The 26,808-nt window shown below is 59.8% G+C and carries 28 protein-coding genes; 11 read left to right on the top strand and 17 right to left on the bottom strand.

From position 1 onward, the window contains the following. Positions 1 to 61 precede the first annotated feature (61 nt). Positions 62 to 958 (top strand): transporter substrate-binding domain-containing protein, encoded by an 897-nt coding sequence (locus EAY64_RS11945; protein WP_103524986.1) that lies wholly within the window; start codon positions 62 to 64, stop codon positions 956 to 958. 99 nt (positions 959 to 1,057) lie between these two features. Here EAY64_RS11945 and EAY64_RS11940 read toward each other — a convergent pair whose 3' ends face one another. The 17 genes from EAY64_RS11940 to iscR all read right to left on the bottom strand — a co-directional run bounded on the left by EAY64_RS11940 (position 1,058) and on the right by iscR (position 16,464). Next, positions 1,058 to 2,023, bottom strand: coding sequence for a fimbrial protein (locus EAY64_RS11940; RefSeq protein ID WP_158604677.1), 966 nt, complete (start codon positions 2,021 to 2,023; stop codon positions 1,058 to 1,060). 342 nt (positions 2,024 to 2,365) lie between these two features. Then, positions 2,366 to 3,274, bottom strand: coding sequence for a sugar kinase (locus EAY64_RS11935; RefSeq protein ID WP_199734437.1), 909 nt, complete (start codon positions 3,272 to 3,274; stop codon positions 2,366 to 2,368). Positions 3,275 to 3,325: 51 nt separating this feature from the next. Then, positions 3,326 to 3,712, bottom strand: coding sequence for a RidA family protein (locus tag EAY64_RS11930; RefSeq protein ID WP_199107416.1), 387 nt, complete (start codon positions 3,710 to 3,712; stop codon positions 3,326 to 3,328). Beyond that, entirely contained in the window at positions 3,709 to 5,208 is a 1,500-nt protein-coding gene (locus tag EAY64_RS11925; protein WP_103524983.1) for an N-acyl-D-amino-acid deacylase family protein, read from the bottom strand. Before EAY64_RS11925 ends, EAY64_RS11930 begins: the two co-directional genes overlap by 4 nt. 3 nt (positions 5,209 to 5,211) lie before the next feature. Beyond that, positions 5,212 to 6,075: a MurR/RpiR family transcriptional regulator gene (locus tag EAY64_RS11920; RefSeq protein ID WP_103524982.1), complete on the bottom strand. Its 864-nt coding sequence runs from the start codon at positions 6,073 to 6,075 to the stop codon at positions 5,212 to 5,214. Between the two features lie 31 nt (positions 6,076 to 6,106). After that, complete coding sequence (locus tag EAY64_RS11915) at positions 6,107 to 7,459, bottom strand: GntT/GntP/DsdX family permease (RefSeq protein WP_103524981.1); 1,353 nt, start codon at positions 7,457 to 7,459, stop codon at positions 6,107 to 6,109. Between the two features lie 75 nt (positions 7,460 to 7,534). Next, entirely contained in the window at positions 7,535 to 8,809 is a 1,275-nt protein-coding gene (locus tag EAY64_RS11910) for an amino acid deaminase (RefSeq protein WP_103524992.1), read from the bottom strand. Positions 8,810 to 9,289: 480 nt separating this feature from the next. After that, a complete protein-coding gene (gene udk, locus EAY64_RS11905) occupies positions 9,290 to 9,907 on the bottom strand; it encodes a uridine kinase (protein WP_103524980.1) in 618 nt (205 codons plus the stop codon). Between the two features lie 86 nt (positions 9,908 to 9,993). After that, positions 9,994 to 10,638 carry a glutathione S-transferase family protein gene (locus tag EAY64_RS11900; protein WP_103524979.1) on the bottom strand — a complete coding sequence of 215 codons (645 nt, stop codon included), beginning with the start codon at positions 10,636 to 10,638 and terminating at the stop codon, positions 9,994 to 9,996. A 159-nt stretch (positions 10,639 to 10,797) separates the two neighbouring features. Further along, a complete protein-coding gene (gene iscX, locus EAY64_RS11895; protein WP_103524978.1) occupies positions 10,798 to 10,992 on the bottom strand; it encodes a Fe-S cluster assembly protein IscX in 195 nt (64 codons plus the stop codon). 61 nt (positions 10,993 to 11,053) lie between these two features. Then, complete coding sequence (gene fdx, locus EAY64_RS11890; protein ID WP_103524977.1) at positions 11,054 to 11,395, bottom strand: ISC system 2Fe-2S type ferredoxin; 342 nt, start codon at positions 11,393 to 11,395, stop codon at positions 11,054 to 11,056. Positions 11,396 to 11,404: 9 nt separating this feature from the next. Further along, positions 11,405 to 13,264: a Fe-S protein assembly chaperone HscA gene (hscA, locus tag EAY64_RS11885; RefSeq protein WP_103524976.1), complete on the bottom strand. Its 1,860-nt coding sequence runs from the start codon at positions 13,262 to 13,264 to the stop codon at positions 11,405 to 11,407. A 59-nt stretch (positions 13,265 to 13,323) separates the two neighbouring features. Then, positions 13,324 to 13,857 carry a Fe-S protein assembly co-chaperone HscB gene (gene hscB / locus EAY64_RS11880; RefSeq protein WP_103524975.1) on the bottom strand — a complete coding sequence of 178 codons (534 nt, stop codon included), beginning with the start codon at positions 13,855 to 13,857 and terminating at the stop codon, positions 13,324 to 13,326. An 85-nt stretch (positions 13,858 to 13,942) separates the two neighbouring features. Beyond that, positions 13,943 to 14,266 (bottom strand): iron-sulfur cluster assembly protein IscA, encoded by a 324-nt coding sequence (iscA, locus tag EAY64_RS11875; RefSeq protein ID WP_103524974.1) that lies wholly within the window; start codon positions 14,264 to 14,266, stop codon positions 13,943 to 13,945. Positions 14,267 to 14,276: 10 nt separating this feature from the next. Further along, on the bottom strand, positions 14,277 to 14,660 hold the full coding sequence (gene iscU, locus EAY64_RS11870) for a Fe-S cluster assembly scaffold IscU (protein ID WP_059286360.1): 384 nt from the start codon (positions 14,658 to 14,660) through the stop codon (positions 14,277 to 14,279). A gap of 64 nt (positions 14,661 to 14,724) precedes the next feature. Then, positions 14,725 to 15,942, bottom strand: coding sequence for an IscS subfamily cysteine desulfurase (locus tag EAY64_RS11865; protein WP_059286361.1), 1,218 nt, complete (start codon positions 15,940 to 15,942; stop codon positions 14,725 to 14,727). Between the two features lie 27 nt (positions 15,943 to 15,969). Continuing rightward, positions 15,970 to 16,464, bottom strand: coding sequence for a Fe-S cluster assembly transcriptional regulator IscR (gene iscR, locus EAY64_RS11860; RefSeq protein ID WP_103524973.1), 495 nt, complete (start codon positions 16,462 to 16,464; stop codon positions 15,970 to 15,972). A gap of 328 nt (positions 16,465 to 16,792) precedes the next feature. Here iscR and EAY64_RS11855 point away from each other — a divergent pair, with 328 nt between their 5' ends. The 10 genes from EAY64_RS11855 to trxA all read left to right on the top strand — a co-directional run bounded on the left by EAY64_RS11855 (position 16,793) and on the right by trxA (position 26,729). Continuing rightward, positions 16,793 to 17,914, top strand: a complete 1,122-nt coding sequence (locus tag EAY64_RS11855; protein WP_103524972.1) for a beta-ketoacyl-ACP synthase III — start codon at positions 16,793 to 16,795, stop codon at positions 17,912 to 17,914. Between the two features lie 177 nt (positions 17,915 to 18,091). Beyond that, on the top strand, positions 18,092 to 19,690 hold the full coding sequence (locus EAY64_RS11850; protein ID WP_103524971.1) for an ABC transporter substrate-binding protein: 1,599 nt from the start codon (positions 18,092 to 18,094) through the stop codon (positions 19,688 to 19,690). A gap of 441 nt (positions 19,691 to 20,131) precedes the next feature. Next, positions 20,132 to 21,160, top strand: coding sequence for an ABC transporter permease subunit (locus tag EAY64_RS11845; protein ID WP_103524970.1), 1,029 nt, complete (start codon positions 20,132 to 20,134; stop codon positions 21,158 to 21,160). A 17-nt stretch (positions 21,161 to 21,177) separates the two neighbouring features. Beyond that, positions 21,178 to 22,101 carry an ABC transporter permease subunit gene (locus tag EAY64_RS11840; protein WP_103524969.1) on the top strand — a complete coding sequence of 308 codons (924 nt, stop codon included), beginning with the start codon at positions 21,178 to 21,180 and terminating at the stop codon, positions 22,099 to 22,101. A 10-nt stretch (positions 22,102 to 22,111) separates the two neighbouring features. Beyond that, on the top strand, positions 22,112 to 23,083 hold the full coding sequence (locus tag EAY64_RS11835; protein WP_059286367.1) for an ABC transporter ATP-binding protein: 972 nt from the start codon (positions 22,112 to 22,114) through the stop codon (positions 23,081 to 23,083). Further along, positions 23,083 to 24,054 carry a peptide ABC transporter ATP-binding protein gene (locus EAY64_RS11830; RefSeq protein ID WP_103524968.1) on the top strand — a complete coding sequence of 324 codons (972 nt, stop codon included), beginning with the start codon at positions 23,083 to 23,085 and terminating at the stop codon, positions 24,052 to 24,054. Before EAY64_RS11835 ends, EAY64_RS11830 begins: the two co-directional genes overlap by 1 nt. A 179-nt stretch (positions 24,055 to 24,233) precedes the next feature. Beyond that, complete coding sequence (gene coaD, locus EAY64_RS11825; protein WP_059286369.1) at positions 24,234 to 24,758, top strand: pantetheine-phosphate adenylyltransferase; 525 nt, start codon at positions 24,234 to 24,236, stop codon at positions 24,756 to 24,758. A 116-nt stretch (positions 24,759 to 24,874) separates the two neighbouring features. Continuing rightward, entirely contained in the window at positions 24,875 to 25,825 is a 951-nt protein-coding gene (locus tag EAY64_RS11820) for a class I SAM-dependent methyltransferase (RefSeq protein WP_103524967.1), read from the top strand. Between the two features lie 16 nt (positions 25,826 to 25,841). Next, entirely contained in the window at positions 25,842 to 26,174 is a 333-nt protein-coding gene (locus EAY64_RS11815) for a 5-carboxymethyl-2-hydroxymuconate Delta-isomerase (protein ID WP_158604675.1), read from the top strand. A gap of 192 nt (positions 26,175 to 26,366) precedes the next feature. Continuing rightward, positions 26,367 to 26,729, top strand: coding sequence for a thioredoxin (gene trxA, locus EAY64_RS11810; RefSeq protein ID WP_103524965.1), 363 nt, complete (start codon positions 26,367 to 26,369; stop codon positions 26,727 to 26,729). The last annotated feature ends 79 nt before the right edge of the window (positions 26,730 to 26,808 follow it).

The raw sequence follows: 26,808 nt of genomic DNA, 5'->3' as shown, positions 1-26,808 counted from the left end.
CGAACATCCATGAACTTTCATATTGTCCGCGTATGCTAAGGCAGCGCTCAGGACGGGACACATGCCATCATCCAGTATTGCCAGCACACTCATTGGCCGCCTTGCGCGGTGCAGTTACCTGCTGGCATTGTGCTGCCTGCTTGCCAGCCCGGCGGCCCAGGCGGCTGAAAATATCATTCGCTATTACCCCGGCGGTAGCATTTACACCTACCGCTGGGCCTTGTTCAAGCTGGCGCTGGATCACATGGAAAAGCTGGATCACCGCCACTACGAGCTGGTGCCGCTCAATGACAAGGTAACCCAGTGGCGTGCCGAACAGTTGCTGAGTTCTGGCAAGGTGGATGTGCTGGCCTTTGCCCCGAACGCACAGCGGGAAAGGCTGCTGCAGCCGGTGCGCATGGACATCCTCAAGGGCATCATCGGTTACCGGGTATTTTTTGTGCGCAAGGAAGATAGCGCACGTTTTGCTCGCATGAACGCACAGCAGTTCCGCGCCGGAGTCCGGCTGGGCCTAAACGGCCAGTGGGCTGACTATCCCATCATGAAGAACAACGGTTACCAGATGCTGGCAGCCATTGGCTATGAAAGCCTGTTCGAGATGCTGGTGGCCGGCCGTTTTGATGCCTTCCCGCGTGGGCTGAACGAGGTGGGCAGCGAAATGCAGGAACAGCTGCCCCGCTATCCCGCACTGACGCTGGAGAAAACCAAGGCCCTCTATTACCCCTTTCCTGTCTACTTCTGGGTCAGCAAGGAAAACACCGCATTGGCCAGCCGTGTGCTGCAGGGCCTGAAAATGGCCGAACGCGATGGCAGTTTCAAGGCGCTATTCTTGCTCCACCATGCCGACGCCATCCGCTTGCTGGCTGCCAATGGCTGGCAAACCACCCAGATCACCAATACCGAATTGCCGCCCGGTAATGCCAAACCGGATACCAGCTGGTGGTGGAAACAGCACTGAGGGTTGGCCCTGGTAAAACCGAACCGTATCAGCACCAGAGGCCCGCAAGGGCCTCTTTGACAATCAGTTACCGCATTGGGCAAGGCAAGGCGGGTATGGTCATTGATAGCTCATGGTGAAGGTGGCCTGGCCATTGACCGTGCCGCCGGACAGCGTGCCGGTGCGGATATAGCGCACCAGAAAGGGAAAGGTCTGGCTGCCGGTGGCATTGGTAGCCATCAGCAACTGGTTGAGGTTGCCCGCTGCGCTGGAGTCCGGGCCGAAGTTGACCAGGCTGGGGCTGCCGCTATTGCGCAGAATCTGCAAGTTGACCCCGCTGGCACTGGAGCCTGGGCTAAGACTCAGCAGATTACCGGTATTGCCGGGGTTGCTGTTGTCGGTCAGCGTCATGTAAATCGCCACGCTGCTGCTGCTCGGACAGTTCAACCCCAGATTGAATGGTGTCGGTTTGGCGGTACTGTTGAGGCCGGGCAGGTCGGTCGGCGCGATGCTGGCGAGTGTGACTTGCAATGAGCTGGTATTGACCGTGCAACTGACGTTCTGCACGGTGTAGTTACCAACAGCAGTACCACTGAAACTGTTGCTGGCCGTACTGATTTCGCCAGCAAAGCGGCCGGTAAAGGTCAGGGTATAGGTGACCGGCAGACGAATGGCAGAGACATTCACATTGCCGATATCGCCGGTTTTGATCAGCTTGCCGGCAATATAGCTATTGAAGCTTTGCTGGCTGGCTGTTGGTGTAAAGCTGATGGCCGTGCCGCCGGGAACGGTGGCGCTGGCCGGGCTGACGATGCGTTGTTTGATGATGAAACCGATGCCGGGTACCGAGCTGGGGTAAACCGGATAGTTGACGCCGCTTTCGTTATAGCTGCCCACCGCGCTGCTCATGCCGCTTGCAGTCAGTTTCAGTGGTGGCGATGCGCTGCCATCCAGGATGAAATAAAAACCGCCGCCATACATATCACAGGTCCCCAGGGGGCTGACCAGGCGGTCGCTGGACCAGCCACTGATGGCGGTGAAGTTGGGCTGGTTGCTGGCGATGCCGCTTTTGGTATCGGTGATCATGAACAGGGCTCCGTTGCTGGCGGACGAGGTGTTGACTATCCATGGCGCGCAGCGTGCCTGGCTAGATCCAAGCCAAAATGCAGCCAACAGCAAGGCCGCAATGAATAATATTGTTTTGCGCATGGCGCGGTTCCAGTATGCGGGAGAGGAGGGCAGTCAGGTTTGTTTGGCTGATGCGGTAGTTGGGAAATAGCTTATTCATTTTAAATAAAATCAAACATAAGATTATTCTATTAATTAACTAAGAAATTTCTCTATATGATTTCCCATTACAAAGAACGGCCCGGACCACTTCAGCAGGCTACCGTGAAGAGGTCCGGGCCGTTAGCGGCAAGCAGGGGACTAGCGTAGTGGCATCGCGGCGAGGGGAATGATGGCTCCGGCATGGGCAATGACAGCAGCCGACAGCCGGTGGGCATAGGCGGCTGCTTGTGACGGGCTATAACCCAGGGTACGGCTGGCCAGATAGCCGGCGGCAAAGGAATCGCCAGCTGCGGTGGTGTCCACCACCCGTGGCACGGCGGTGGCGAACACTTCTTCCCGTAGCCCTGCCATGGCCAGCAGGCAGGGTTCGCCACCACGCTTGATCACCACTTCGGCACAGCCCAGTGCCAGAGTGCGGCTGGCGACGGCTTCGGCATCTTCATTGCCGTACAGTGCTCTTTCATCATCCAGTGTCAGCAGGCCGATATCGGCCAGCGCCAGTACGGCTTCATGACCGGCACGCGCCTGCGCCGCGCTCCACAGCGAGGGGCGGAAGTTGTTGTCGAACCATATTTTGCCGCCTGCTTGTTTGAATACCTGCAAGGCATCCAGCAGCCGCTGCCGTTCGGCTTCGTTGAACAGGGCCAGCGAAATGCCGGAAAGGTATAGCGCATGCAGGTGGGTGGGGTTGAGCAGGCTGGAAAAATCGATGCCTGAGGCAAAATAATGCCGTGCGGCACTGTCGCTACGCCAGTAGAGAAAGCTGCGTTCGCCCTGGGCATCGGTTTCCACCATGTACAGACCAGGCAGTTTCCCCGGCTGGATGACAATATGGCTGACATCCACGCCTTCTGCCTGCCAGTCGGCCAGTAACTGGCGGCTCAAATTGTCTTTGCCCATGCCGCTCAGATAGCGGACATCGTGCGGGCTGTCGGCCAGCAGCCGGGCCAGATAGATGGCGGTATTGAGCGTGTCTCCGCCAAAACGGCGCTGCAGGGGCTGACCACTCAGTTCGATCATGCCCTCACCAAGGCAGGCTATATGCATGGTTGGGTTTTTCTCCGTGCGGGGTATGCCCCTCGGGTGAGGGGCAAGGGACTAGGGCTTTTTGTAGGCGATGCAGTCCACTTCGACCTTGCAGTCGATCACCATGCTGGATTGCACGCAGGCGCGGGCGGGCGGGTGCTCGCCAAAGTACTGCAGGAACACGCGGTTGAACGAGGCAAAGTCGCGGGTATCATCCAGCCATACGCCACAGCGCACCACGTGTTCCGGGCCATAGCCGGCTTCTTCCAGAATGGCCATCACGTTCTGGATGCATTGGTGCGACTGGGTGACGATGCCACCTTCAATCACTTCGCCATTGACCATCGGGGTCTGGCCGGAGACATACAGCCAGCCATCGGCGGCCTGTACGGCACGGGCAAACGGCATTTGCTGGCCGCCGGTACCACCGGCAATGCCAAATCGTTTCAAATCGCTCATGAGCGGGTTTCCTTGTCTGAGGTCAGAGGGGTAAAGGCGGGAAAGCTGCAGCGGATGTCGCGGGTACGCGGCAGAAAGCGGCCGGCACGCACGCCAGTGGCCGCCTTGTCCTGCCAGCTGAGCACGCCATTGACCCAGACCGCTGCAATGCCGGCTGCTGCCTGGATGGGGGCGTGGAAGGTGGCGCTGTCCTGAATGGTGGCGGCGTCGAACAGCACCAGATCGGCCCAGTAGCCGGGGCGGATCAGGCCGCGCTCGTCCAGGGCGAAACGGCTGGCGGACAGACCGGTCATCTTGTGTACGGCGGTTTCCAGGCTGAACAGCTGGCGTTCGCGGCAGTAGTAGCCCAGTACGCGCGGAAAAGCCCCCCACAGTCGCGGGTGGGGCAGCGGGTCTTCCGGCAGGCCATCCGAGCCGACCATGGTCAGCGGATGACGCAGAATGTTTTCCACATCGGCCGGCTCCATGCCGTGGTACACCGCACCAGCCGGTTGCAATTTGCGGGCGGCATCCAGCAAAGGGAGCTGCCATTGTTCGGCAATGGCTTGCAGGGTCTGGCCGGCCATCTCCGGATGCGGGGTGGACCAGGTGATGAAGATTTCAAAATCAGCGGTCACCTGTTTCAGGTCGAGCGTGGAGGAGCTGGCCGAATAGGGGTAGCAGTCGCAGCCCACCTGTTGCCGGCTGGCAGCCTGTTCCAGCGAGGTCAGCAACTGCGGGCTACGGCCCCAGTTGCCTTTACCGGCACATTTCATGTGCGACACGATGACCGGGCTATTGGCATGGCGGCCAACCCGCCAGGCTTCGTCCATGGCTTCCAGTACCGGTTCGAATTCGCTGCGCAGATGGGTGGTGTAGATGCCGCCACAGCTGTTCAGCTCGGCTGCCAGTTGTTCCACTTCACTGCTGTCGGCACTGAAGGCCGAGGCATAGGCCAGCCCGCTGCTCAGGCCCAGCGCACCATGACGCAGGCTGTCGGCCAGCTGGGCGCGCATGGCGCTGATTTCGGCCGGCGTGGCAGTGCGGTCCAGCCGCTCCAGATGATTGCTGCGCAAGGCGGTATGCCCCACCAGCGCTGCCACATTGACCGCCGGTTCAGCCTGTTCCACTGCTGCGCGGTAGTCGGCAAAGCGCGGGTAGCGAAAAGCGTCTTTTGGCCCCAGCAGGTTCATCGGGTCTGGCGGTTCACCTTGCAGGCTGACCGGCGAGGCACTGATGCCGCAATTGCCGACAATCACCGTGGTCACGCCCTGGCTGAGCTTGGGTAGCATCTGCGGCTGGCGTATCACCATGGTGTCGTCGTGGGTGTGGACATCGATAAAGCCGGGTGCCAGCGTCAGGCCCTGGCCATCGATGGTGTGCTCGGCGGTGGCCGTGCCAGCGTCACCCAGCAGGGCAATGCGCTGCTGGCTGATGCCGACATCGGCGACATAGGCGGCTGCGCCGCTGCCGTCGACAATGGTGACGCGGCGGATCAGGGTGTCGTAGCTGTGCATGGTTCAGTCTCCAAGCGGCAGCCGGTCTTCGCCGTGGCGGTAATCATCCAGTGCCAGCTTGACGCGGCGCAGCAGCTCCTGGCTGTGCTCCGGCTGGCGCAGTGCCAGTTCGGTGGCGAGGATGTCTACCGCCAGCAGCATGCCGTAACGGGCTGCCGTGGGTTTGTAGATGAAGTCGGTTTCGTCCAGGAATACCGGCAGCACCACATCGGCCCGCTGTGCCAGCGGGCTGTCCGGCCGGGTCAGCGCCAGCAGGCGGGTGCCGTAGCCACGGGCGATGTCCACTGCCGCCAGCAGTTCGGGTGTGATGCCGGTGGTGGACAGCACGATCAGCAGATCATGCGGCCCCAGCGTGGCCGCGGTAATGCGCATCAGCACCGGGTCGTGATAGGCGGTCAGTACATGGCCCAGCCTGACCAGGCGGAACTGCAGTTCGTCGGAAAATACGGTGGAGCCACCACCCACGCCGAAAGCCACCAGGCGATCGGCCTGGCAGATCAGGTCGACAGCGGCGCTGAACTGCTGCTCGTCAAAACCGGCCAGGTGGCGACGCAGGGTGCTTTCGATATCGGCGACGATATTGCCGAAAAAACTGGCAGGCGCGGCGGGCAGCGGGCTGCCATCCAGAAAGCGCTGTCCTACCGTGGCCGCCTGCGCCAGCCGCATGCGCAGGGTGCGGATGTCCTCGCAGTCCATGGCCTTGGCAAAGCGTGACATCGCTGCCGGGCTGACGCCAGCCTTGGCTGCCAGTTGTTCGATGCCGGCTGAGGCGGCAAAACGGACGTCGTCCAGAATGGCTTCGGCGACTTTCAGCTGGGTTGGGCTGAGCTGGTCCAGACGACTGCGAATCAGATACAGGATGTCCACGCTAGGGCTTTCTTCAGGTGCGGTCGTGCGCTTACAGCAGCTGGGCCAGGCCCAGGGTCAGCAGGAAGGCGACGACGGAGATCAGGGTTTCCAGAACAGTCCAGGTTTTCAGGGTCTGGATAACGGTCATGTTGAAGTATTCCTTGACCAGCCAGAAACCGCCATCGTTGACGTGGGACAGAATCAGCGAGCCGGCTCCGGTGGCCAGCACCAGCAATTCCGGGTGCGGATAGCCGCTGGCCAGGGCAATGGGGGCGACAATGCCGGCGGCGGTGGTCATGGCCACCGTGGCCGAGCCGGTGGCCACCCGCATCAGCACCGCCAGCAACCAGCCCAGCAGCAGGGGCGACAGCTGGAATTCTGCCGACAGGGCAATGATTTCCTTGGTGACACCGGTTTCGATCAGGATGCGGTTAAGACCGCCACCCGCGCCCACCAGCAAGGTAATGGCAGCAGTCGGCGCCAGGCATTCATTGGTGAACTTGAGGATGTTGTCGCGGCTGAAGCCACGGGCAATACCCAGCGTCCAGAAACTGACCAGAGTGGCGATCAACAAGGCGATGACCGAGTTGCCGATGAACAGCAACAGGCCGTTCATGGCGCTACCCTTGTCGGTCAGCACATTGGCCCAGCCCCCCAGCAGCATCAGGAATACCGGCAACAGGATGGTGGCGATGGTGATGCCAAAGCCTGGCAGTTCGCGCTTGCCGGTTTCACGCTCGGTAAACTGGCTGGCAATCGGGTTTTCCGCAGGCAGATCAATACGCGGCGCAATGAACTTGGCAAACAGCGGGCCGGCGATGATGGCAGTCGGTACGCCGACAATGATGGCGTAGAACACCGTCTTGCCTACCTGCGCACCATATTCGCTCACCGCCAGCATGGCTGCCGGGTGTGGCGGCACCAGGCCATGCACCACCGACAGGCCAGCCACCATCGGCAGGCCGACCAGCAGCATGGACACCCCGGCGCGCTTGGCCACGGTAAAGGCAATCGGAATCAGCAGCACGAAGCCCACCTCGAAGAACAGTGGCAGACCACAGACAAAGGCGATGCATACCATGGCCCAGTGCGCGTTCTTCTCGCCGAACTTATCGATCAGCGTCAGGGCAATGCGCTCGGCACCGCCCGATTCGGCCATCATCTTGCCCAGCATGGTGCCCAAGGCCACCACCAGCGCGATATGGCCCAGCGTTTTGCCCACCCCTGTTTCATAGGCGGCCATGATGTCCTTGGCCGGCATCTGCGCGGCCAGGGCCAGGCCGATGGAAACCACCGTCAGGACGATAAAGGGGTTGATGCGATAACGTGCTATCAGAACCACCAGCGCGATAATGGCGATGGCGGCATAGAGCAGCAGCTGGCTGCCCAGAACTGGGGTCATGTGGGTTCTCCTTGTAGTAGGGGGGAGGGTGCCGCCCCCGTACGTTGCGGGGGCGGTCTTGGTGGTGCTTCTGGTCTAAAACAGGGTTTCCACCGCACCGGTGACATTGAGGGCATCGTCCACCAGCAGCAGCTGACGCCATTTGTCGAAGGTGAGGCAGGGATGGGATATCTCGAAGGCCAGCATGTCGCCCACCTGCAGGTCGGCGTCGGCCGGAATACGCATGAAGGCGTGCTGGTCCATCATTGCACTGACGATCCAGTCCGCCGGGGCCGGCTGTGGTGTCGTACTGCTGCCCGGGCGGAAATGTAGTGATACTTGCGGCAGGCCGGCGTCGAAAGCAGCATCGCGCTTGCCCAGTGCAATGATGGCGCGGCCACTTTCCGGGATCGATTGCACATAAGCCCACAATTGCAGTGCCGGCTGCAGGCTGCGCCCCATTTCGCGGGCCACCGGGTTATTGCTCTGGATGCGCTGTTCGGCATGCAGATAGATGCCGACATCGTGGGTGAGATAGCAGCCTGGGCGCAGCAGCACCTGCAGTGGCTGGCCCAGGTCGAGGCCAGAGAACTCGTCGGCTACCACGTCGTACCAGGCCGAGCCGGCACCGCTGAGCAGGATTTTCTCTTCACGGAACAGCCGGCGCGCGGCGTGCTCGCGGGTACGGGCCACCACGCTGCGCAGGAAGGCCCGGATGTCTTCTTCTTGTTGCAGCACGCCCTCGTAGATTTCCACTCCGATCAGGCTGAGCGATTGTGGCCAGCGGGCAATCGCCGCCAGCACTTCATCTTCCTGCTGCGGTGAACGCACACCGGTACGGCCGCCTTCCACGCCGTATTCCAGCAAAATGCGCAAGGTTTGCCCGTTCTGGGCAAAGAAGCGGCCCAGTGCATCAACGTTGGCGGCGGAGTCGACAATGCAGCAGAAGCTGAAGTCGGGGTCTTGCTGTTGCAGGCGCGAGATGATGGCCATATTGGCCTTGCCCACCAGCTGGTTGGCCAGCAGTAAGCGGCGGATACCATGCAGATAGGCGGCATGCACTTGCGGGGCGGTGGCCAGGGTGATGCCCCAGGCACCATGCGCCAGCTGCATGTGGAACAGCGCCGGGCTCATGGTGGTTTTGCCATGCGGGGCCAGTTCTACGCCGTAGCGCTGCATGAACTGCTGCATCCATTGCAGATTGTGTTCGATACGGCTCTGGCGCAGTAATGCCACCGGCAGGCTGACATCCTCGCGCAGGATGTTCCAGCCCAGTTGGGCTAGCTGTTGCAGGGTGCAGGATGCGGGGCTGCTACCCAGCCCCTTGGTCGCGCGGTTCAGCGTCTGCGCTGCGTGTTCCTGTTGCGCCATGGCCATCTCCTCATGATTATTTTGAAAAAAATTATCAAAAATCGTAAAAATATTCATTAATTTTGAAAATTTATTTCAGGTAAGCCAGGAAATCCCTGTCTTTAGGTCAGGTTAAGTGCGGCATTATTGCGACACGATCGGGCCTGACTTTCCGGCAAGTCTGTTCTGCTGGCTGCTGGCCTAAAGGACGTACCGTGCCGCTCTTCACGGCAGGTGTGGCAGCTGCTTGTCAGGGGAGAAAGCGGCGGGCGTAGTAGAGGAAAGTGCTAAGTCAGCGGAAAGACGAGGCAATTTTGCTGTCAGGTTTGGGCAGGCCAGCATCGTGGCAGGGGGACAGCATCAGTCACGCGCGGCTCGCAGCCACTGCTAGCCGCGGAAATGACGCAGCTGTCCGCCTGTTATTGGCCGGCAGTTGCAGCAAGAGGGGGAGAAAAGATGGCGACGGGCTGCGCGGGCAGCCCGCCTGGAGGCCGAGCGGTCTCAGTTGCTGATCAGGCTGGCGACCTTGGTGGTGATGATGTCCACCGCCGGATCGTTGGCACCATGCGGCAGGATCACGTCGGCAAAGCGTTTGGTCGGCTCAATGAACTGGTTGTGCATGGGACGCACGGTGGCCAGGTAGTGTTCGATCACATGGTCGGCGCTGCGGCCGCGTTCGCGGATATCGCGTTGCAGACGGCGGATGAAGCGCACGTCCGGGTCGGTATCCACAAAAATCTTCAGCGACATCATGTCGCGCAGCGCGGCATCGTATAGCGGAAACAGCCCCTCGATGACGATGACCGGCGCGGGCTTTACCGTAATGGTTTCTGTCGCACGGGTGTGGTGGGTGAAATCGTAGACCGGCATGTCGATGGGCCGGCCGGCTAGCAGCTCTTCGATATGTTCGATCAGCAAGGGCCAGTCGAAGGCATGCGGGTGGTCGTAATTGGTGGCGAGGCGCTGCTCGAAGGTCAGGTGGGCCTGATCCCGGTAGTAATAGTCCTGCACGATGACGGCCGCCATGTCGGGACCGATGGTTTCCAGCACCTTGGCGGTTACCGTGGTCTTGCCGCTGCCGCTGCCGCCGGCAACGCCGATAATGAACGGGGTAGTCATGCTGTAAGCCTCTTGACGCAATAACGCATAAAAAAACGCGCCATTTTAATGAGTTATGGCGCGTTGTTCCATCAGGATTGCGGTATTTATTTGCTGGAGGCGGACGCCTGTTCTTCCTGTTGCGCGGCGGCCAGCCATTCCTGCATGGCAGGGAGCTGGCGCATGTGGGTGGCGTAGGCGGCAGCATGGCCATCCAGTGCCACATGGTAGCTATGAAAGCGCCATACCACCGGGGCGAAAAAGGCGTCGGCGATGCTGAACTGGCCAAACAGGAAGGGGCCATTGCCTTGATGTTGTTGACGCAGGCTTTCCCACAGGCTGCTGATGCGCTCGATGTCGGCCTGGGCGGCTGCACCCGGTGTGCTGGCCGGGAAGTCGCCACAGACATTCATCGGCAGTTCGCTGCGCAGGGCGGCAAAGCCGGCATGCATTTCTGCCACCACGGCCCGGGCAATAGCGCGGGTGGATGCATCATCCGGCCACAGTCCGGCGGCGGGAAAACATTCGGCCAGATATTCGCAGATGGCCAGGCTGTCACCGATGCGCAGCTGCTGGTCGATCAGCAGCGGCACCTTGCCGGCAGGGTTGCAGGCGAGGATGCGTGTCTTGCAGTCGCTGGCGGTGAGGTCGATATGCTTTTCCTCGAAGGGCTCGTTCAGCATTTTCAGCACCAGCCAGGGGCGTAGCGACCAGGAAGACAAATTCTTGTTGCCAATGATCAGGGTAAACATGGGGCAGGCTCCGAGACCGCGCAGCGGGGGCTGGCGAGAGTAGCAAAGATTGTGAACAATCTTATAACAGCCTGTCGGCTCCGGCCAGCATCGCCCGTTTTTTAAGCAGCAGAAAGCACAACGCCCTGCAGGGCAGGGCGTCGGTGCAGCAGCGGGGGCTTACTCGGCCTCGTCTATCCAGGCTTGCTGGATGGCCTCCAGTACCCGCTCGCCGCCACGGCTGTGGTCGTCGTCGAAGTCTGGCAGGGCAATCACCCAGTTGTGCAGGTCGACAAAGCGCACGGTTTTGGGGTCGATGTCGGGATGGCTCTCCACCAGCTCGATGGCGATGTCGTTAACGTCGGTCCATTTCATCCTGTTCTCCTTTCTTCTGTGCTAGCGCATCCTGCCCGGCAAACCGGCGGATGAAGAAGTCTTAATGGTGTTCGCGGGCGTGGTTGATGGTGTAACGCGGAATTTCCACCACCAGGTCTTCGTCACCGATCACCGCCTGGCAGGACAGGCGCGACTGCGATTCCAGCCCCCAGGCCTTGTCCAGCATGTCTTCTTCCAGCTCGTCTGCTTCATTCAGCGAATCAAAGCCTTCGCGCACAATGCAGTGGCAGGTGGTGCAGGCACAGGACAGCTCGCAGGCATGTTCGATTTCGATATCGTGTTCCAGCAACACCTCGCAGATGTTTTTGCCGGTTTCGGCGTTGTCGATCACTGCGCCTTCGGGGCAGAGGTCGGCGTGGGGCAGCACAATCAGGCGTGGCATGGCGGGTCCTTATAGCTCGGAAATTTTCTGGCCCTTGAGTGCGCGCTGGATATTGCGATCCATGCGGCGGGCGGCAAAGTCTTCGGTGGCCTTGTTCAGGCGATGGGTGGCCTGGTTGACTTGCAGGGTGGTCTGGCTGGCAATGGCTTGTTCCAGTTGCTGCAATACCAGCTGGATGGCGCTGGTTTCTTCGGCAGTGAGCAGGTCACCATCGATGCGCAGCGCGGCCAGCGTGGCATCGCGCAGGCTGTCGGCATCGACAATGGCTTCGCGCAGTTTGCGCGCTTCAATGTCGTCCTGCACATGGGCCAGCGAGTCGCTCAGCATCTGGCTGATGGCGTCGTCGGACAGGCCGTAGGAGGGTTTCACTTCGATGCTGGCTTCCACGCCGCTGGTCATTTCGCGGGCAGATACCGCCAGCAGGCCGTCGGCGTCTACCTGGAAGGTGATGCGGATGCGGGCAGCACCGGCCACCATGGGCGGAATGCCACGCAGTACGAATTGCGCCAGGCTGCGGCAGTCGGCCACCAGCTCACGCTCGCCCTGCAATACATGGATGGACATGGCAGTCTGGCCATCCTTGAAAGTGGTGAATTCCTGGGCACGGGCCACCGGAATGGTGCTGTTACGCGGGATGATCTTTTCGGTAAGGCCGCCCATGGTTTCGATGCCCAGCGACAGCGGAATCACGTCCAGCAGCAGCCATTCGTCCTCGCCCTTGTTGCCGGCCAGTACATTGGCTTGAATGGCCGCACCGAGGGCAACCACCTTGTCCGGGTCCAGATTGGTCAAGGGCGGCTGGCCGAAGAAGTCGGCCACGGCCTTCTGGATGTGCGGCATGCGGGTGGCACCCCCCACCATCACCACACCCTTGACGTCGCCAGCGCTGATGTCGGCATCGCGCAGCGCCTTGCGTACCGGCAGCAGGGTCTTGTCGACCAGGGTCTTGGTGATCTGGCGGAAGGTGTCCTGATCCAGCGTCAGGTCTACCGCGTTGCCATCGGACAGGATGGCGGTGATGCGGGTGTCACTGTGCTCGGTGAGTGCTTCTTTCGCTTCGCGGGCTCGGGTGAGCAACAGGCGGGTGTCCTGGGCGGACAGGCCGTGCAGGTCGGCTTGCTCCAGAATCCAGCAATACACGCGGTGGTCGAAGTCATCGCCGCCCAGGGCGGAATCGCCACTGGTGGACAGCACTTCAAAGACACCACGGGTGAGTTTGAGGATGGAGATGTCAAAAGTACCACCGCCCAGGTCGTACACCACGTAAGTGCCTTCTGCGCCATTGTCCAGACCGTAGGCAATGGCGGCAGCGGTGGGTTCGTTCAGCAGGCGCAGTACGGTGAGGCCGGCGAGCCGGGCGGCATCCTTGGTGGCCTGGCGCTGGGCGTCGTCAAAATAGGCCGGGACGGTAATCACCGCGCCAGTCAGTTCGCCACCAAGAGTGGCCGCGGCACGCTGGGCGAGGGTACGCAGGATGTCGGCCGATACCTCAACCGGGCTTTTTACCCCGGCCACCGTGTGCAATTGCACCATGCCGGGGGCATCGACAAAACGGTAGGGCAGGCTGCCGGCATCCTTGATATCGGACAGGCCGCGTCCCATGAAGCGTTTGACCGAGGTAATGGTGTTGTGCGGGTCATGGTTCTGTTCACGCTGGGCATCATAGCCCACCGTCACCTGGCCGCCATCCTGATAGCGTACGACCGAGGGCAGCAGGCTACGGCCAAACTCGTCGGCCAGTACGGTGGTGGCGCCACTTCTTACCGTGGCCACCAGCGAGTTGGTGGTGCCAAGATCAATGCCCACAGCCAGGCGGTGCTGGTGTGGTGCTGCGGACAGGCCGGGTTCGGCGATTTGTAGTAGAGCCATGACGGAATCTTTATTGTTGTCGCGTGAGCAGAAACATCAGCGGTGCCAGTGGTGACGGCTTAGCCAAGCAGGGTTTCGATGGCGTCGCCGATCTCCTGATCGAGTTTTTCCAGAAAGCGCAATTTTCGCACCATCACCGCAGCCGCGTCCAAGTCTGCTGTGCTATCCAGAGCATTTCCCAGTTCGGCTTCCAGTGCACGCTTGTCGCTGCGCAGGCGGGAGGACAGGGCTTCCAGTGCGTCAACATCACTGCTGTCGCGCGCTTCTTCTATGCTTTCGCGCCATTCCATCTGCGCCATCAGGAAATCCAGCGGCATGCTGGTATTGGTTTCTTCCTGGGTATCCACACCCTGCAGCGATAGCAGGTAACGGCCACGGCGCAGTGGGCTTTTCAGCGTCTGATAAGCTTCGTTGACGTGGGTAGCCTGCATCAGTGCCATGCGCTTTTCCGCATCCGGGCTGCTGGCGTAACGGTCTGGGTGGACGGCGGCGGCGGCGGCACGCCAGGATTGTTCGAGTTGCTGGCTATCCAGCGCGAAGCGGCGCGACAGGCCGAACAGCTGAAAGAAATCCTGGGAGAATTCGGTGGTCATGGCCTTGGGCTGGGAAACTGCAGGTTGGCTGGCAGATGGCCGCTAGGGGCGGCCATCCACGACAGTGTGGCGCGAAGGCGCGCAATCAGACGTTGAAGCTTTCGCCACAACCACATTCGTTTTTCACGTTGGGGTTGTTGAACTTGAAACCTTCGTTGAGCCCTTCCTTGGTGTAATCCAGTTCGGTGCCGTCCAGATAGGCCAGGCTCTTGGCATCGGTGAAGACGGTGACGCCATGGCTCTCGAAGGTGATGTCGTCCTCGATGGCCGAGTCGACGAACTCCAGCTTGTAGGCCATGCCGGAGCAGCCGGAGGTTTTCACCCCCAGACGGATGCCCAGGCCCTTGCCGCGTTTGGCCAGAAACTGGCTGACGTGGTTGGCCGCGCTGGCGGACAGAGTGATAGCCATGTCGTGCTCCTTACTTGCCGTGCTTTTGCTTGTAGTCGCTGACTGCTGCCTTGATGGCGTCTTCGGCCAGGATGGAGCAGTGAATCTTCACCGGCGGCAAGGCCAGTTCTTCGGCAATGGCGGTATTCTTGATGGCCATGGCTTCGTCCAGCGATTTGCCTTTCACCCACTCGGTGACCAGGGACGACGAGGCAATGGCCGAGCCACAGCCGTAGGTCTTGAATTTGGCATCTTCGATCACGCCATCAGCGTTTACCTTGATCTGCAGCTTCATCACGTCGCCACAGGCCGGCGCACCCACCATGCCGGTGCCCACGCTGTCATCGCCTTTTTCAAAGGAACCTACATTACGCGGGTTCTCGTAGTGATCCATCAACTTGTCGCTGTATGCCATGGTTCTCTCTCCTGCTGACGGGGCCGGCCAAACTGGCTGGCCCACCCCGTAAATCATTGATAGTTCAGTGTGCGGCCCACTGTACCGAATTCAGGTCTACGCCTTCCTTGAACATCTCCCACAGCGGGGACAGTTCGCGCAGTTTGCCGATTTTATCTTTCAACAGCGCAATGGCGAAGTCGATTTCTTCTTCGGTGGTGAAGCGGCCCAGGGTGAAACGGATGGAGCTGTGTGCCATCTCGTCGTTACGGCCCAGTGCGCGCAGTACATAGGAAGGCTCTAGCGAGGCCGAGGTACAGGCCGAACCACTGGAAACGGCCAGGTCCTTGATCGCCATGATCAGGCTTTCGCCTTCGACGAAGTTGAAGCTGACATTGAGGTTGTGCGGTACACGCTGGTCGATGTCGCCGTTGATGTACACCTCTTCCATGTCCTTGATACCGTTCCACAGGCGGTCGCGCAGCATGCGGATGCGTTCGCTCTCGCTGTCCATCTCTTCGCGGGCCAGGCGGAAAGCCTCGCCCATGCCGACGATCTGGTGAGTGGGCAGGGTGCCAGAGCGGAAACCGCGCTCATGGCCACCGCCGTGCATCTGGGCTTCCAGGCGTACACGCGGCTTGCGGCGTACGTACAGTGCGCCAATACCCTTGGGACCGTAGGCCTTGTGGGCCGACAGGCTCATCAGGTCCACCTTCAGCACATTCATGTCCATCTTTACCTTGCCCGGCGCCTGGGTGGCGTCGACATGGAAGATGATGCCTTTTTCACGGCAGATTTCGCCAATCTGCGGAATGTCCTGGATCACGCCGATTTCATTGTTGACGTACATCACCGACACCAGGATGGTGTCCGGACGGATGGCCGCCTTGAATTCTTCAATGTCGATCAGGCCGTTTTCCTGCACGCCCAGATAGGTGACTTCAAAGCCTTGGCGTTCCAGCTCGCGACAGGTATCCAGCACCGCCTTGTGCTCGGTCTTGACGGTGATGATGTGCTTGCCGCGGCTCTTGTAGAACTGGGCGGCGCCCTTGATGGCCAGGTTGTCGGACTCGGTGGCACCGGAAGTCCAGACGATTTCCTTGGGGTCGGCATTCAGGAGCTTGGCCACTTCTGCCCGCGCATTCTCTACCGCCTCTTCTGCCGTCCAGCCAAAGCTGTGACTGCGCGACGCCGGGTTGCCGAACTGCTCGGTCAGATAGGGAATCATCTTGGCGGCAACGCGGGGATCGACCGGGGTAGTGGCCGAATAGTCGAGGTAGATGGGAAGCTTGAGCTGACTCATTATCAATTCTCCGGGTATGCGGTGCGCTTACAGTGCGCTGGAGGCGGAGGCAGCCGCACGGGGGCTGCTTTCGCGCTTGTCCTGCATTACATTGCTATCTTTGGCGGCTGCTTCCTTGGCGCGCTGCTTTTCAACCAGGCTGCCCAGGGTGACCTTGGCCAGGTAGTCGAAAATGGTGGCGTTCAGGTTGGTCCACAAGTCGTGGGTCATGCAGCGGTGGTTGTCATGACAGTTTTCGCGGCCGCCACACTGGGTGGCGTCAACCGGCTCATCCACGGCGGCGATGATGTCTGCCACCGAGATATCGGCCGGGACGCGGGCCAGGGTGTAGCCGCCGCCAGGGCCGCGTACGCTGTCAACCAGTTCGGAACGGCGCAGTTTGCCAAACAGTTGTTCCAGGTAGGAAAGGGAAATGCTCTGGCGTTCGCTGATGCCGGCCAGTGTCACCGGGCCATTGGCTTCGCGCATGGCAAGGTCCAGCATGGCGGTTACCGCAAAGCGGCCTTTGGTGGTGAGACGCATGATCGTAAACTCCGGTGGGTGGTTGGGCTTATTATACCCAATTCCCGACTAATTTGGTCAACTATAAATTCATCCATGCGTACATGGCTGTTGCAAAGCATCCCAGACCTGCGACGCAAGTGCAGCAAAGTTGAGCATTTTACTAGGTTTATAAACAGCCGGGGGCATTAATTACAGGCTGTGCAGGGCTTGGTGTATCATTCGAGCAAACGCCCGTTTACATGGGTGCAATCACAGATGCTGCCTGCTGTGCGCTGCTGCCGTACCGCTTGCCGTGGTAAGGGCGGGGCATGTGGCTGGTGGCGTCTTTGTCGGAGAGACAGGGAATATGAAGAAAGTGGTCATCAGCGGTACCGGCCTGTTTACCCCGCCGCATGCCGTCAGCAACGAAGAGCTGGTTGTTGCTTTCAATCACTATGTCGCTGCATACAACCAGCAGCATGCCGCAGAAATCGCCGCCGGCAATCTGACCGAGCTGGCCGAATCCAGTGCCGAGTTCATCGAGAAGGCTTCCGGCATCAAACAGCGCTACCTGATGAACAAGGATGGGGTGCTGGACCCGGCACGCATGACGCCCTACCTGCCGGAACGCAGCAACGACGCGTTGTCGATCCAGGCCGAAATGGGCGTGGCGGCGGCCACGGCGGCGCTGGCCAAGGCAGGTAGAAGCGCCGCTGACATCGATATGGTGTTGGTGGCCTGCTCCAATATGCAGCGCCCCTATCCGGCGGTGTCCATCGAGATCCAGCAGGCGCTGGGTGTGCAGGGTTATGCCTTCGATATGAATGTGGCGTGTTCTTCCGCCACCTTTGGCATCCAGACCGCGGTCAATGCCATCCAGAGCGGCCAGGCGCGCGCGGTGCTGGTGGTCAGCCCGGAAATCTGCTCGGCTCACCTTAATTTCCGCGACCGCGACAGTCATTTCATTTTTGGCGATGCCTGCACCGCCATCGTGCTGGAAGCTGCCGAGTCGGCCAGCGCGGCCGAGCAGTTCGAAATCCTCGGTACCCGTCTGGCTACCGTGTTCTCCAATAATATCCGTAACAATTTCGGCTTCCTCAATCGTTGCGACGAGCAGGGCATAGGTCAGGTCGACAAACTGTTTGTGCAGCAGGGTCGCAAGGTGTTCAAGGAAGTGTGCCCGATGGTGGGTGAGCACATCGTGCAGCATCTGGAAAGCCTGGACATCCAGCCGCAGCAGGTCAGCCGTTTCTGGCTGCATCAGGCCAATCTGGCGATGAACCAGCTGATTGCCCGCCGCGTGCTGGGCCGCGATGCGCAGGAGCAGGAAGCACCGGTGATCCTGGATCGCTATGCCAATACCAGCTCGGCTGGCTCGATCATTGCTTTTCATCTGTGCCGTGATGCTCTGCAAAGCGGCGATGTTGGTGTCATTTCTTCGTTTGGTGCCGGTTATTCCGTCGGCAGTGTTGTGGTGAAAAAGTGCTAGTTTTTGCCTGACAACTACTGTGCACGCGCAATTAATGACTGAAAACAGGGGAGGGGTGCTTGTCAAACTGCCCCTCTCTGCATAATGTATCCGACCAAAGCCGCCCAAAAGGCGCTTAATGAGATCGGACGATCGATAAAAAACACGAAGTCTGTACAAAGGAAAAGGAAAGAACACATGCAAGCTGCAAAAAAAATGCTGCTGGCCGCCGGCCTGATCGCCTCGGCCTCGATGGCCGCGCAAGCTGCTGGTACGCTCGTATATTGCTCGGAAGGTAGCCCGGCCGGTTTCGACCCGGGTCAGTACACCACTGGCACCGACTTCGATGCCGCTGCCGAAACCGTGTTCAACCGCCTGGTGCAATTCCAGCGCGGCGGCACCAAGGTGGTGCCGGCACTGGCCGAGAAATGGGATGTGGCTGCCGATGGCCTGTCCTACACCTTCCATCTGCGCAAGGGCGTGAAGATTCAGACTACTGATTACTTCAAGCCGACACGTGACTTCAATGCGGACGACGTGGTGTTTACCTTCGACCGCATGCTTAACAAGAACAACGCCTTCCGCAAAGCCTACCCGACCGAATTCCCGTATTTCACCGATATGGGCATGGATGAAAACATCACCAAGGTCGAAAAGCTGGATGCCAACACCGTCAAGTTCACCCTGAAGAGCATCGATGCTGCCTTCCTGCAGAACCTGGCGATGAGCTTTGCCTCCATCCAGTCGGCCGAATACGCCGACAAGCTGCTGAAGGCTGGTACACCGCAACTGCTGAACCAGCAGCCGGTAGGTACGGGTCCTTTCATCTTCAAGCGTTATCAGAAAGATGCGCAGATCCGTTTTGCTGCCAACAAGCAGTACTGGGACAAGGTTGACGGCCCCAAAGTGGACAACCTGGTCTTCGCCATTACCACCGATCCCTCGGTGCGTTTCCAGAAGCTGAAGGCTGGCGAATGCCAGATTACCGCTTTCCCGCGCCCGACCGACATCGCAGCGATGAAGGCCGACAGCAAGCTGAACGTGATTTCCCAGGCCGGCTTCAACCTGGGCTACCTGGCTTACAACGTCAAGCACAAGCCGATGGACAAGCTGGAAGTGCGTCAGGCGCTGGACATGGCTGTCAACAAGAAAGCCATCATCGACGCCGTATATCAGGGTGCAGGCCAGGCCGCCACCAACCCGATGCCGCCGACCCAGTGGTCGTATAACAAGAGCCTGAAAGACGCACCGTACAGCGTGGAAAAAGCCAAGGCCCTGCTGGCCAAGGCGGGCTACCCGAACGGCTTCGACATCACCCTGTGGGCGATGCCGGTACAGCGTCCGTACAACCCCAATGCCAAGCTGATGGCCGAAATGGTCCAGGCTGACTGGGCCAAGATCGGCGTCAAGGCCAAGATCACCACCTACGAATGGGGTGAGTACATCAAGCGCGCCAAGGCGGGCGAGCACGATGCCATGCTGATCGGCTGGACTGGTGACAATGGGGATCCGGACAACTGGCTGGGCACCCAGCTGGGTTGCGAAGCCATGAACGGCAACAACTTTGCCAAGTGGTGCTACAAGCCGTTTGAAGACCTGCTGCAAAAAGCCAAGCGCACCACCAATGTGGCCGAGCGCACCAAGCTGTACATGAAGGCACAGGAAATCTTCAAGCAGCAACTGCCGTACACCACGGTTGCCCACTCCACCGTGGTACAGCCGATGTCCAAGTCGGTGGTTGGCTTCAAGGTCAGCCCGTTCGGCCTGAACTCCTTCTATGGTGTCAGCCTGAAGTAATGCCAGCATGCTTCCCTGCGGGGAGGTGTTGAACATCGGGGGCGCAAGCCCCCGATGTTTTGCATGTAACACTGCCCTATCCTTCCATCAGAGAAGGACGCGCAGTCGCCGGCACGACAGGCAGGGAATGCCAGTCGGAAGCAGGATGAGGAGCAGGACGTAGAGGCTGGTGTGCCAATGCCGTGGACGCAGGCTTGACCTGTATCAAAGGCGTGGCCTCCCCCGGGTGATATCGTTCACTCCGTCGTGGCGAAGACGTGGCTGATATAGGTGGGTGGTTCAGCTGGCGTCTTCTGCCCGACACCCTCGTTTTGCCTCTTTTTGCTCTCGCGCATTCCTCCCTGTTACCGGTATCGTCATCCAAATCCACGCTTTGGGTCTGAATCAACGGTGTCCATCTGCCATGCTGTCAGGCAGCGTGGATTCACGGGAGAAGTACGTATGTTGTCTTTCATTTTCCGCAGACTGGGTTTACTGATCCCCACGTTCTTCGGCATTACCCTGCTGACTTTCGGCCTTATCCGCATGATTCCCGGTGATCCGGTAGAAGTCATGGTGGGCGAGCGCACGCTGGATCCGCAGATGCACGCCGATGCCATGCACCGTCTTGGCCTGGATAAGCCGCTGTATGCGCAATATATCGATTACATCAGTAATCTGCTGCATGGCAATCTGGGTGAGTCGCTGGTGACCAAAAGCAGCGTCTGGGGCGAGTTCAAAACGCTGTTCCCCGCCACGCTGGAGCTGGCGCTGGCGGCCATGCTGTTTGCCGTGGTGTTCGGCCTGCTGGCGGGTGTCACCGCCGCCATCAAGCGCGGCTCGATTCTCGATCACGGCGTGATGGGCATTTCGCTCACCGGTTTTTCCATGCCGATTTTCTGGTGGGGTCTGATTCTCATCATGTTCTTCTCGGTCAAGCTGGGCTGGACTCCGGTTTCCGGGCGGCTCGACCTGGCCTACGACATCACGCCGCGTACCGGCTTCATGCTGATTGATACCTGGCTGGCCGAAGCAGCCGATCCGGCCGCGAATGCTGGCGCGTTCAAGGATGCCTTGATGCATCTGATCCTGCCGGCCATCGTGCTGGGCACCATTCCGCTGGCCGTGATCGCGCGGATGACCCGCTCCTCCATGCTGGAAGTGCTGCGCGAAGACTATGTGCGTACCGCACGGGCCAAGGGCCTGTCGCCGGCCCGTGTCATCTTTGTGCATACCCTGCGTAATGCGCTGATTCCGGTGCTGACGGTGATCGGCCTGCAAGTGGGCACGCTGATGGGCGGTGCGGTACTGACCGAAACCATCTTCTCCTGGCCCGGCATCGGCAAATGGCTGATCGATGCCATCAGCCGCCGCGATTACCCGGTGGTGCAAAACGGCATCCTGATCGTGGCCACGCTGGTGATCGTCACCAATTTCATCGTGGATATTCTGTACGGTGTCGCCAATCCGCGCATCCGTCACGCCAAATAACGCTTGCAGGTATCGCTATGACTAATGCAAACACCTCTACCGTTGCGTCGGCCGCCGAAGATGCGGCGCTGAGCTACCCTTCGCCACTCAAGGAGTTCTGGCAGGGCTTTTCCTATAACAAGGGCGCGGTGGCCGGGCTGATCTTCATGAGTATCGTGCTGCTGTGTGCCATTCTGGCACCGCTGGTGGCACCGTACAGCCCCATCGAGCAGTACCGTGATCATCTGCTGACGCCGCCGGCCTGGCTGGATGGTGGTTCCACTGCCTTCCTGCTGGGGACCGACGAGCTGGGCCGCGACATCCTGTCGCGCCTGATCTACGGTGCACGCCTGTCGCTGTTCATCGGCCTGTGCTCGGTGCTGCTGGCGCTGATTCCGGGCGTGGTGCTGGGCCTGCTGGCCGCTTTCTTCCCCAAGGTATTGGGCGGCGTAATCATGCGTGTCATGGACATCATGATGGCACTGCCCTCGCTGCTGCTGGCGGTGGCCATCATGGCCATTCTCGGGCCTGGCCTGATGAACGCCATGATCGCCATTGCCACGGTGTCCTTGCCGGCCTATGTGCGGCTGACCCGCGCCTCGGCCATGACCGAGCTGAACCGTGATTACGTCACCGCCTCGCGCGTGTCCGGTGCCGGGCTGTTCCGCCTGATGTTCAACACCGTGCTGCCCAACTGCATGGCACCGCTGATCGTGCATGCCACCATGAGCTTCTCTTCGGCCATTCTGGAAATTGCTGCGCTGGGCTTTCTCGGCCTGGGGGTACAGCCGCCCACGCCGGAGTGGGGCACCATGCTGGCGTCCGCCCGTGATTACATCGAGCGTGCCTGGTGGGTAGTGTCGCTGCCTGGCCTGACCATTTTGCTGTCGGTATTGGCTATCAACCTGATGGGTGACGGCCTGCGCGATGCGCTGGATCCGAAACTGAAGCGCGCCGCCTGAGGAGGGATGTATGAGTCTGCTGGAAATCAAGAACCTCTCGGTGGAGTTCGGTTCGCAACACAATCCCTTCCGTGCAGTGGAAGGGCTGGACCTGACGGTTGAACAGGGCGAAATCGTCGGCATCGTCGGCGAGTCCGGTTCGGGTAAATCGGTCACCATGATGGCCATGATGGGCTTGCTGGAAGGTCAGGGCCGCATCGTGGCGGATACCCTGCAGTTTGATGGCAAGGATTTGCTCACCATCTCGGCGCGCGAGCGGCGCAAGATCGTCGGCAAGGATATCGCCATGATCTTCCAGGACCCGATGACCTCGCTTAACCCCAGCTACACCGTGGGTTACCAGATCATGGAAGTGCTGAAAATCCATCAGGGCCTGCGTGGTGCTGCGTTGAAGCAGCGTGCGCTGGAGCTGATGGAAATGGTGGAAATCCCGGCGGCAGCCAGCCGTCTGGCCGCCTATCCGCACCAGCTGTCCGGCGGCATGAGCCAGCGCGTGGTCATCGCCATGGCCATCGCCTGTAGCCCCAAGCTGCTGATTGCCGACGAGCCGACTACCGCGCTGGATGTCACCATTCAGGCGCAGATCATGGACTTGCTGGTCAATCTGCAAAAAAGCCAGAACATGGCGCTGATCATGATTACCCACGATCTGGCCGTGGTGGCCGAAGTGGCGCACAAGGTGGCGGTGATGTATGCCGGGCAAGTCGCCGAAATGGCCAAGGTGCCAGGTATCTTCCGTAAACCGGCCCATCCCTACACCGAGGCGCTGCTCAAGTCGATCCCGGAACACAGCAAGGGGGCGCATCGCCTGTCCACGCTGGCCGGCATCGTGCCCGGCCAGTACGACCGGCCAAGCGGCTGCCTGTTGTCTCCGCGCTGTCCTTATGTCCAGGACAAGTGCAAGGCCCAACGTCCGGGCCTGACCGCTATTGAAGGTGGCGTCGTGCGCTGCCACTACCCGATTACGGCCAAGGAGGCATGATGAGCACCGTATTGCAGGCACGGGATCTCACCCGTTATTACGATGTCGCCCAGGGCTTTTTCAAGCCGGCGGCCCAGGTGAAGGCGCTCAATGGCGTCTCCTTTGAACTGACTGCCGGCAAGACGCTGGCGGTAGTGGGCGAGTCCGGCTGCGGCAAGTCCACGCTGGCCCGCCAGCTGACGCTGATCGAGCCGCCGACTGCCGGCTCGCTGCTGCTGGAAGGGCAGGATGCGGCCACTGCCAGCAAGGCCGAACTGAAAGCCATGCGCACCAAGGTGCAGATGGTGTTCCAGAACCCCTACGCCTCGCTCAATCCGCGCCAGAAGATTGGCACCCAGCTGGGCGAGCCGCTGGAAATCAATACCAGCCTGTCCGCCAGCGAGCGCGAAGAGCGCGTACGCGCCATGATGACGCGGGTTGGCTTGCGCCCCGAGCATTACTACCGTTATCCGCATATGTTCTCTGGTGGCCAGCGTCAGCGTATCGCCATCGCTCGCGCCATGATGCTCAATCCCCGCATCGTGGTGGCCGACGAGCCGACCTCGGCGCTGGACGTATCCATCCAGGCGCAGGTGCTCAACCTGTTCATGGATCTGCAGGAAGAGTTCAACACCGCCTATGTGTTCATCTCGCATAATCTGGCGGTGGTGGAGCACGTGGCAGATGAATTGATGGTGATGTATCTGGGACGCGCGGTGGAAGTGGGGGCCAAGGAAAAGATCTACTCCCGTCCGCTGCATCCTTATACCCAGGCCTTGTTGTCGGCCACGCCATCGATCCATCCGGAAGACCGCCGCATCAAGATCAAGATTCATGGCGAACTGCCCAGTCCGCTGAATCCGCCATCTGGCTGCACCTTCCACAAACGCTGCCCGTTTGCCAACGAGCGTTGCCAGCAGGAAGTGCCCGAATTGCGTGCGCTCGACGAGCGGATGATTGCCTGCCATCACGCGGAAAACATCAATAGCTGACCCATTCCGGTGCGGTTTTGATGACGAAGGCCGGCTTTTTGTCGGCCTTTCTTGCTTCTTGCACCAGAATGATCTGCAATCATGATGTAAAAGACGCAAAAGCCCGCCGTTCTGCCGCATTTTTGGCGCACTGCAACAAAAATGCCTTTACCCCCCTTACTCTGCACGATACAGTCGCCATGGCACACACATCCAAAGGGAAGCGAGAATTGAAAAGAGCCGTGTACGCCGGAAGTTTTGACCCGGTCACCAACGGTCACTTGTGGATGATTCGCGAAGCGGTAGAGCTGTTCGACGAACTCATCGTGGCGGTCGGCGTGAATCCGGAAAAACACTGTACCTTCAGTGTGGATGAGCGCGTCGAGATGCTGCGTGCCGTCACTCGTGGCTTCAACAAGCTGCGGGTCGACGTGTTCGAAAACCAGTTCCTGGTGAATTACGCCCAGAGCATCGGCGCCAACTACATCATTCGCGGCATTCGTACCGCCAGCGACTACGAATACGAACGCACCATGCGTTACATCAACTCGGACCTGCACCCGGACATCACCACCATCTTTCTGCTGCCACCGCGGGAATATGCCGAAGTGTCCTCCACCATGGTCAAGGGCCTGGTTGGCCCGCGTGGCTGGCAGAACATGATTCGCCAGTATCTGCCCGAGCCGGTCTATCGCAAGCTGATCGCCATGTATCAGCCTGAATAGGCGGTAAAGCAGGACTTGCTGATGCGCGCGCCGGTAGCTTATGCTGGCGCGCGTTTGTTTTTGTCCGAATGAATTACCCGGCAGGGCCACACCGGCTGCTGTCGCCAAGGAATGTTATGGTCGATGTCTCCGCCTTTGCCAACCGGCTGCAGAAAAACTACAAGCACTACGCCAAGTGGGCCTCGCGTCAGGGGCTGGATGCCTGGCGCGTCTACGACAAGGATGTACCGCAGTTTCCGCTGGCGGTGGATCTATATGGCGAACGCGTGCACCTGCAGGAATACGACACCGGCTGGGAAATGGAAGACGAGGTCTACCAGCAATGGATTGCCGCCATCATGGCTGCCATCGCAGAGGTCACCGGACGGGATGAATCCGCCATCACCCTGAAAAGCCGCCGCCGCCAGAAGGGTGTCAACCAGTACGAGAAAGTGGGCAAGCTGGGCGATGACTTCATCGTGCAGGAGTTCGGCCAGCGCTTCATCGTCAATCTGGATGCCTATCTGGATACCGGCCTGTTCCTTGATCACCGCAACACCCGCAAGCGGGTGCGCGAAGAAGCCGCCGGCAAGCGCTTTCTCAATCTGTTTGCCTATACCGGCAGCTTCACCGTCTATGCCGGAGCGGGGGGGGCGGTCAGCTCGGAAACCGTCGACATGTCCAATACCTACCAGGATTGGTCACGCCGCAACTTCGAGCTGAACGGACTGGACCTTACCCGCCATCAACTGGTGCGTGCCGACGTATTCCAGTATCTGGAACAAGCAGTGGACGAGGGCAAGCAGTTCGACCTCATCGTGATGGACCCGCCCACTTTTTCCAATTCCAAGAAAATGCAGGATATCCTGGACGTCCAGCGCGACCACGTCTGGCTGATCGACTATGCGATGGCGCTGCTGGCACCGGGCGGTACGCTGTATTTTTCCAATAATCTGCGCAGCTTCGTGCTGGACGAGCGGCTGGCCGAGGGCTACCACATCCGCGACATCAGCGGGCAGTCGGTGCCGGAAGACTTCCGCAATCGCAAGATCCACCAGTGCTATCAACTGAAAAAGAAAGCCCACTGAGATGCCGCAGATAGTCATGCAATACAGCAAGGAATTGCAGCTGGATGTTCCCGCCACCTTGCTTGCCATCAATCAGGCGCTGCTGGCCAGCGGGCAGTTTCAGGCCACCGATATCAAAAGCCGTGCCATTGCGCTGGATCACTGGCTGACAGGCACCGAGCCAGGTGCTTACCCTTTTGTGCATCTGCAGCTGCATATCCTGACTGGACGTGATCTGGCTACCCGCCAACAACTGTCCGCCAGCCTGCTGCCGGTATTGCAGCAGCACGTGGCAGGGCCTGCAGGTACCCAGCTTTGTGTGGAAATCTGCCAGATGGAAAAAGAAAGTTATAGCAAGCTGCTACTGTAAATCGCTCAGCGCACTATATATAGAGAGACAGCAAAGGCCCACGATGTGGGCCTTTCTCTTGTGCAGGATAGCCAGACACAATCAGCCTGATTGCGACAAACCATGGCAAGGGCTCTTGCAAATGCCGCCACCAGTCCCATCTCTGCTGCTATTACTTATCCGCGGTGTCGCAACACCGGAAGGGAGCACTACATGGCCACCATCAATATTACCGGCAGCAGTTTCAATGAAACCGTCGACAAGGGTGGCATCGTCATTCTCGACTTCTGGGCCGAATGGTGTGGCCCATGCAAAATGTTTGGCCCCACTTTCGAGGCAGCGGCGCTCAAACATCCGGACATCGTGTTTGGCAAGATCAATACCGAAGAAGAGCAGGAACTGGCTGCGCACTTCCAGATCCGTTCCATCCCCACGCTGATGGCACTCAAGGATGGCATCATCGTGTTCAATCAGTCTGGTGCCATGATGCCGGCGCAGTTTGAAGAGCTGATCAAGGCGCTGCGTGATCTGGATATCGAAAAGGTAAAAGCGGATATCGCGGCGCAAGATGAGTGATTGCAGCGGCTGATCCATGTTTCCGACAAAAAGCCCGGCGCCAGCCGGGCTTTTTGCTGTCTGTGCCCGTACGGTGACC

The organism is Aquitalea palustris (assembly GCF_003693445.1).
GTDB classification, from domain to species: Bacteria; Pseudomonadota; Gammaproteobacteria; order Burkholderiales; family Chromobacteriaceae; genus Aquitalea; species Aquitalea palustris.
Note: the sequence above shows the minus strand (reverse complement) of the source record. Positions and strands in the feature narration are given on the sequence as shown.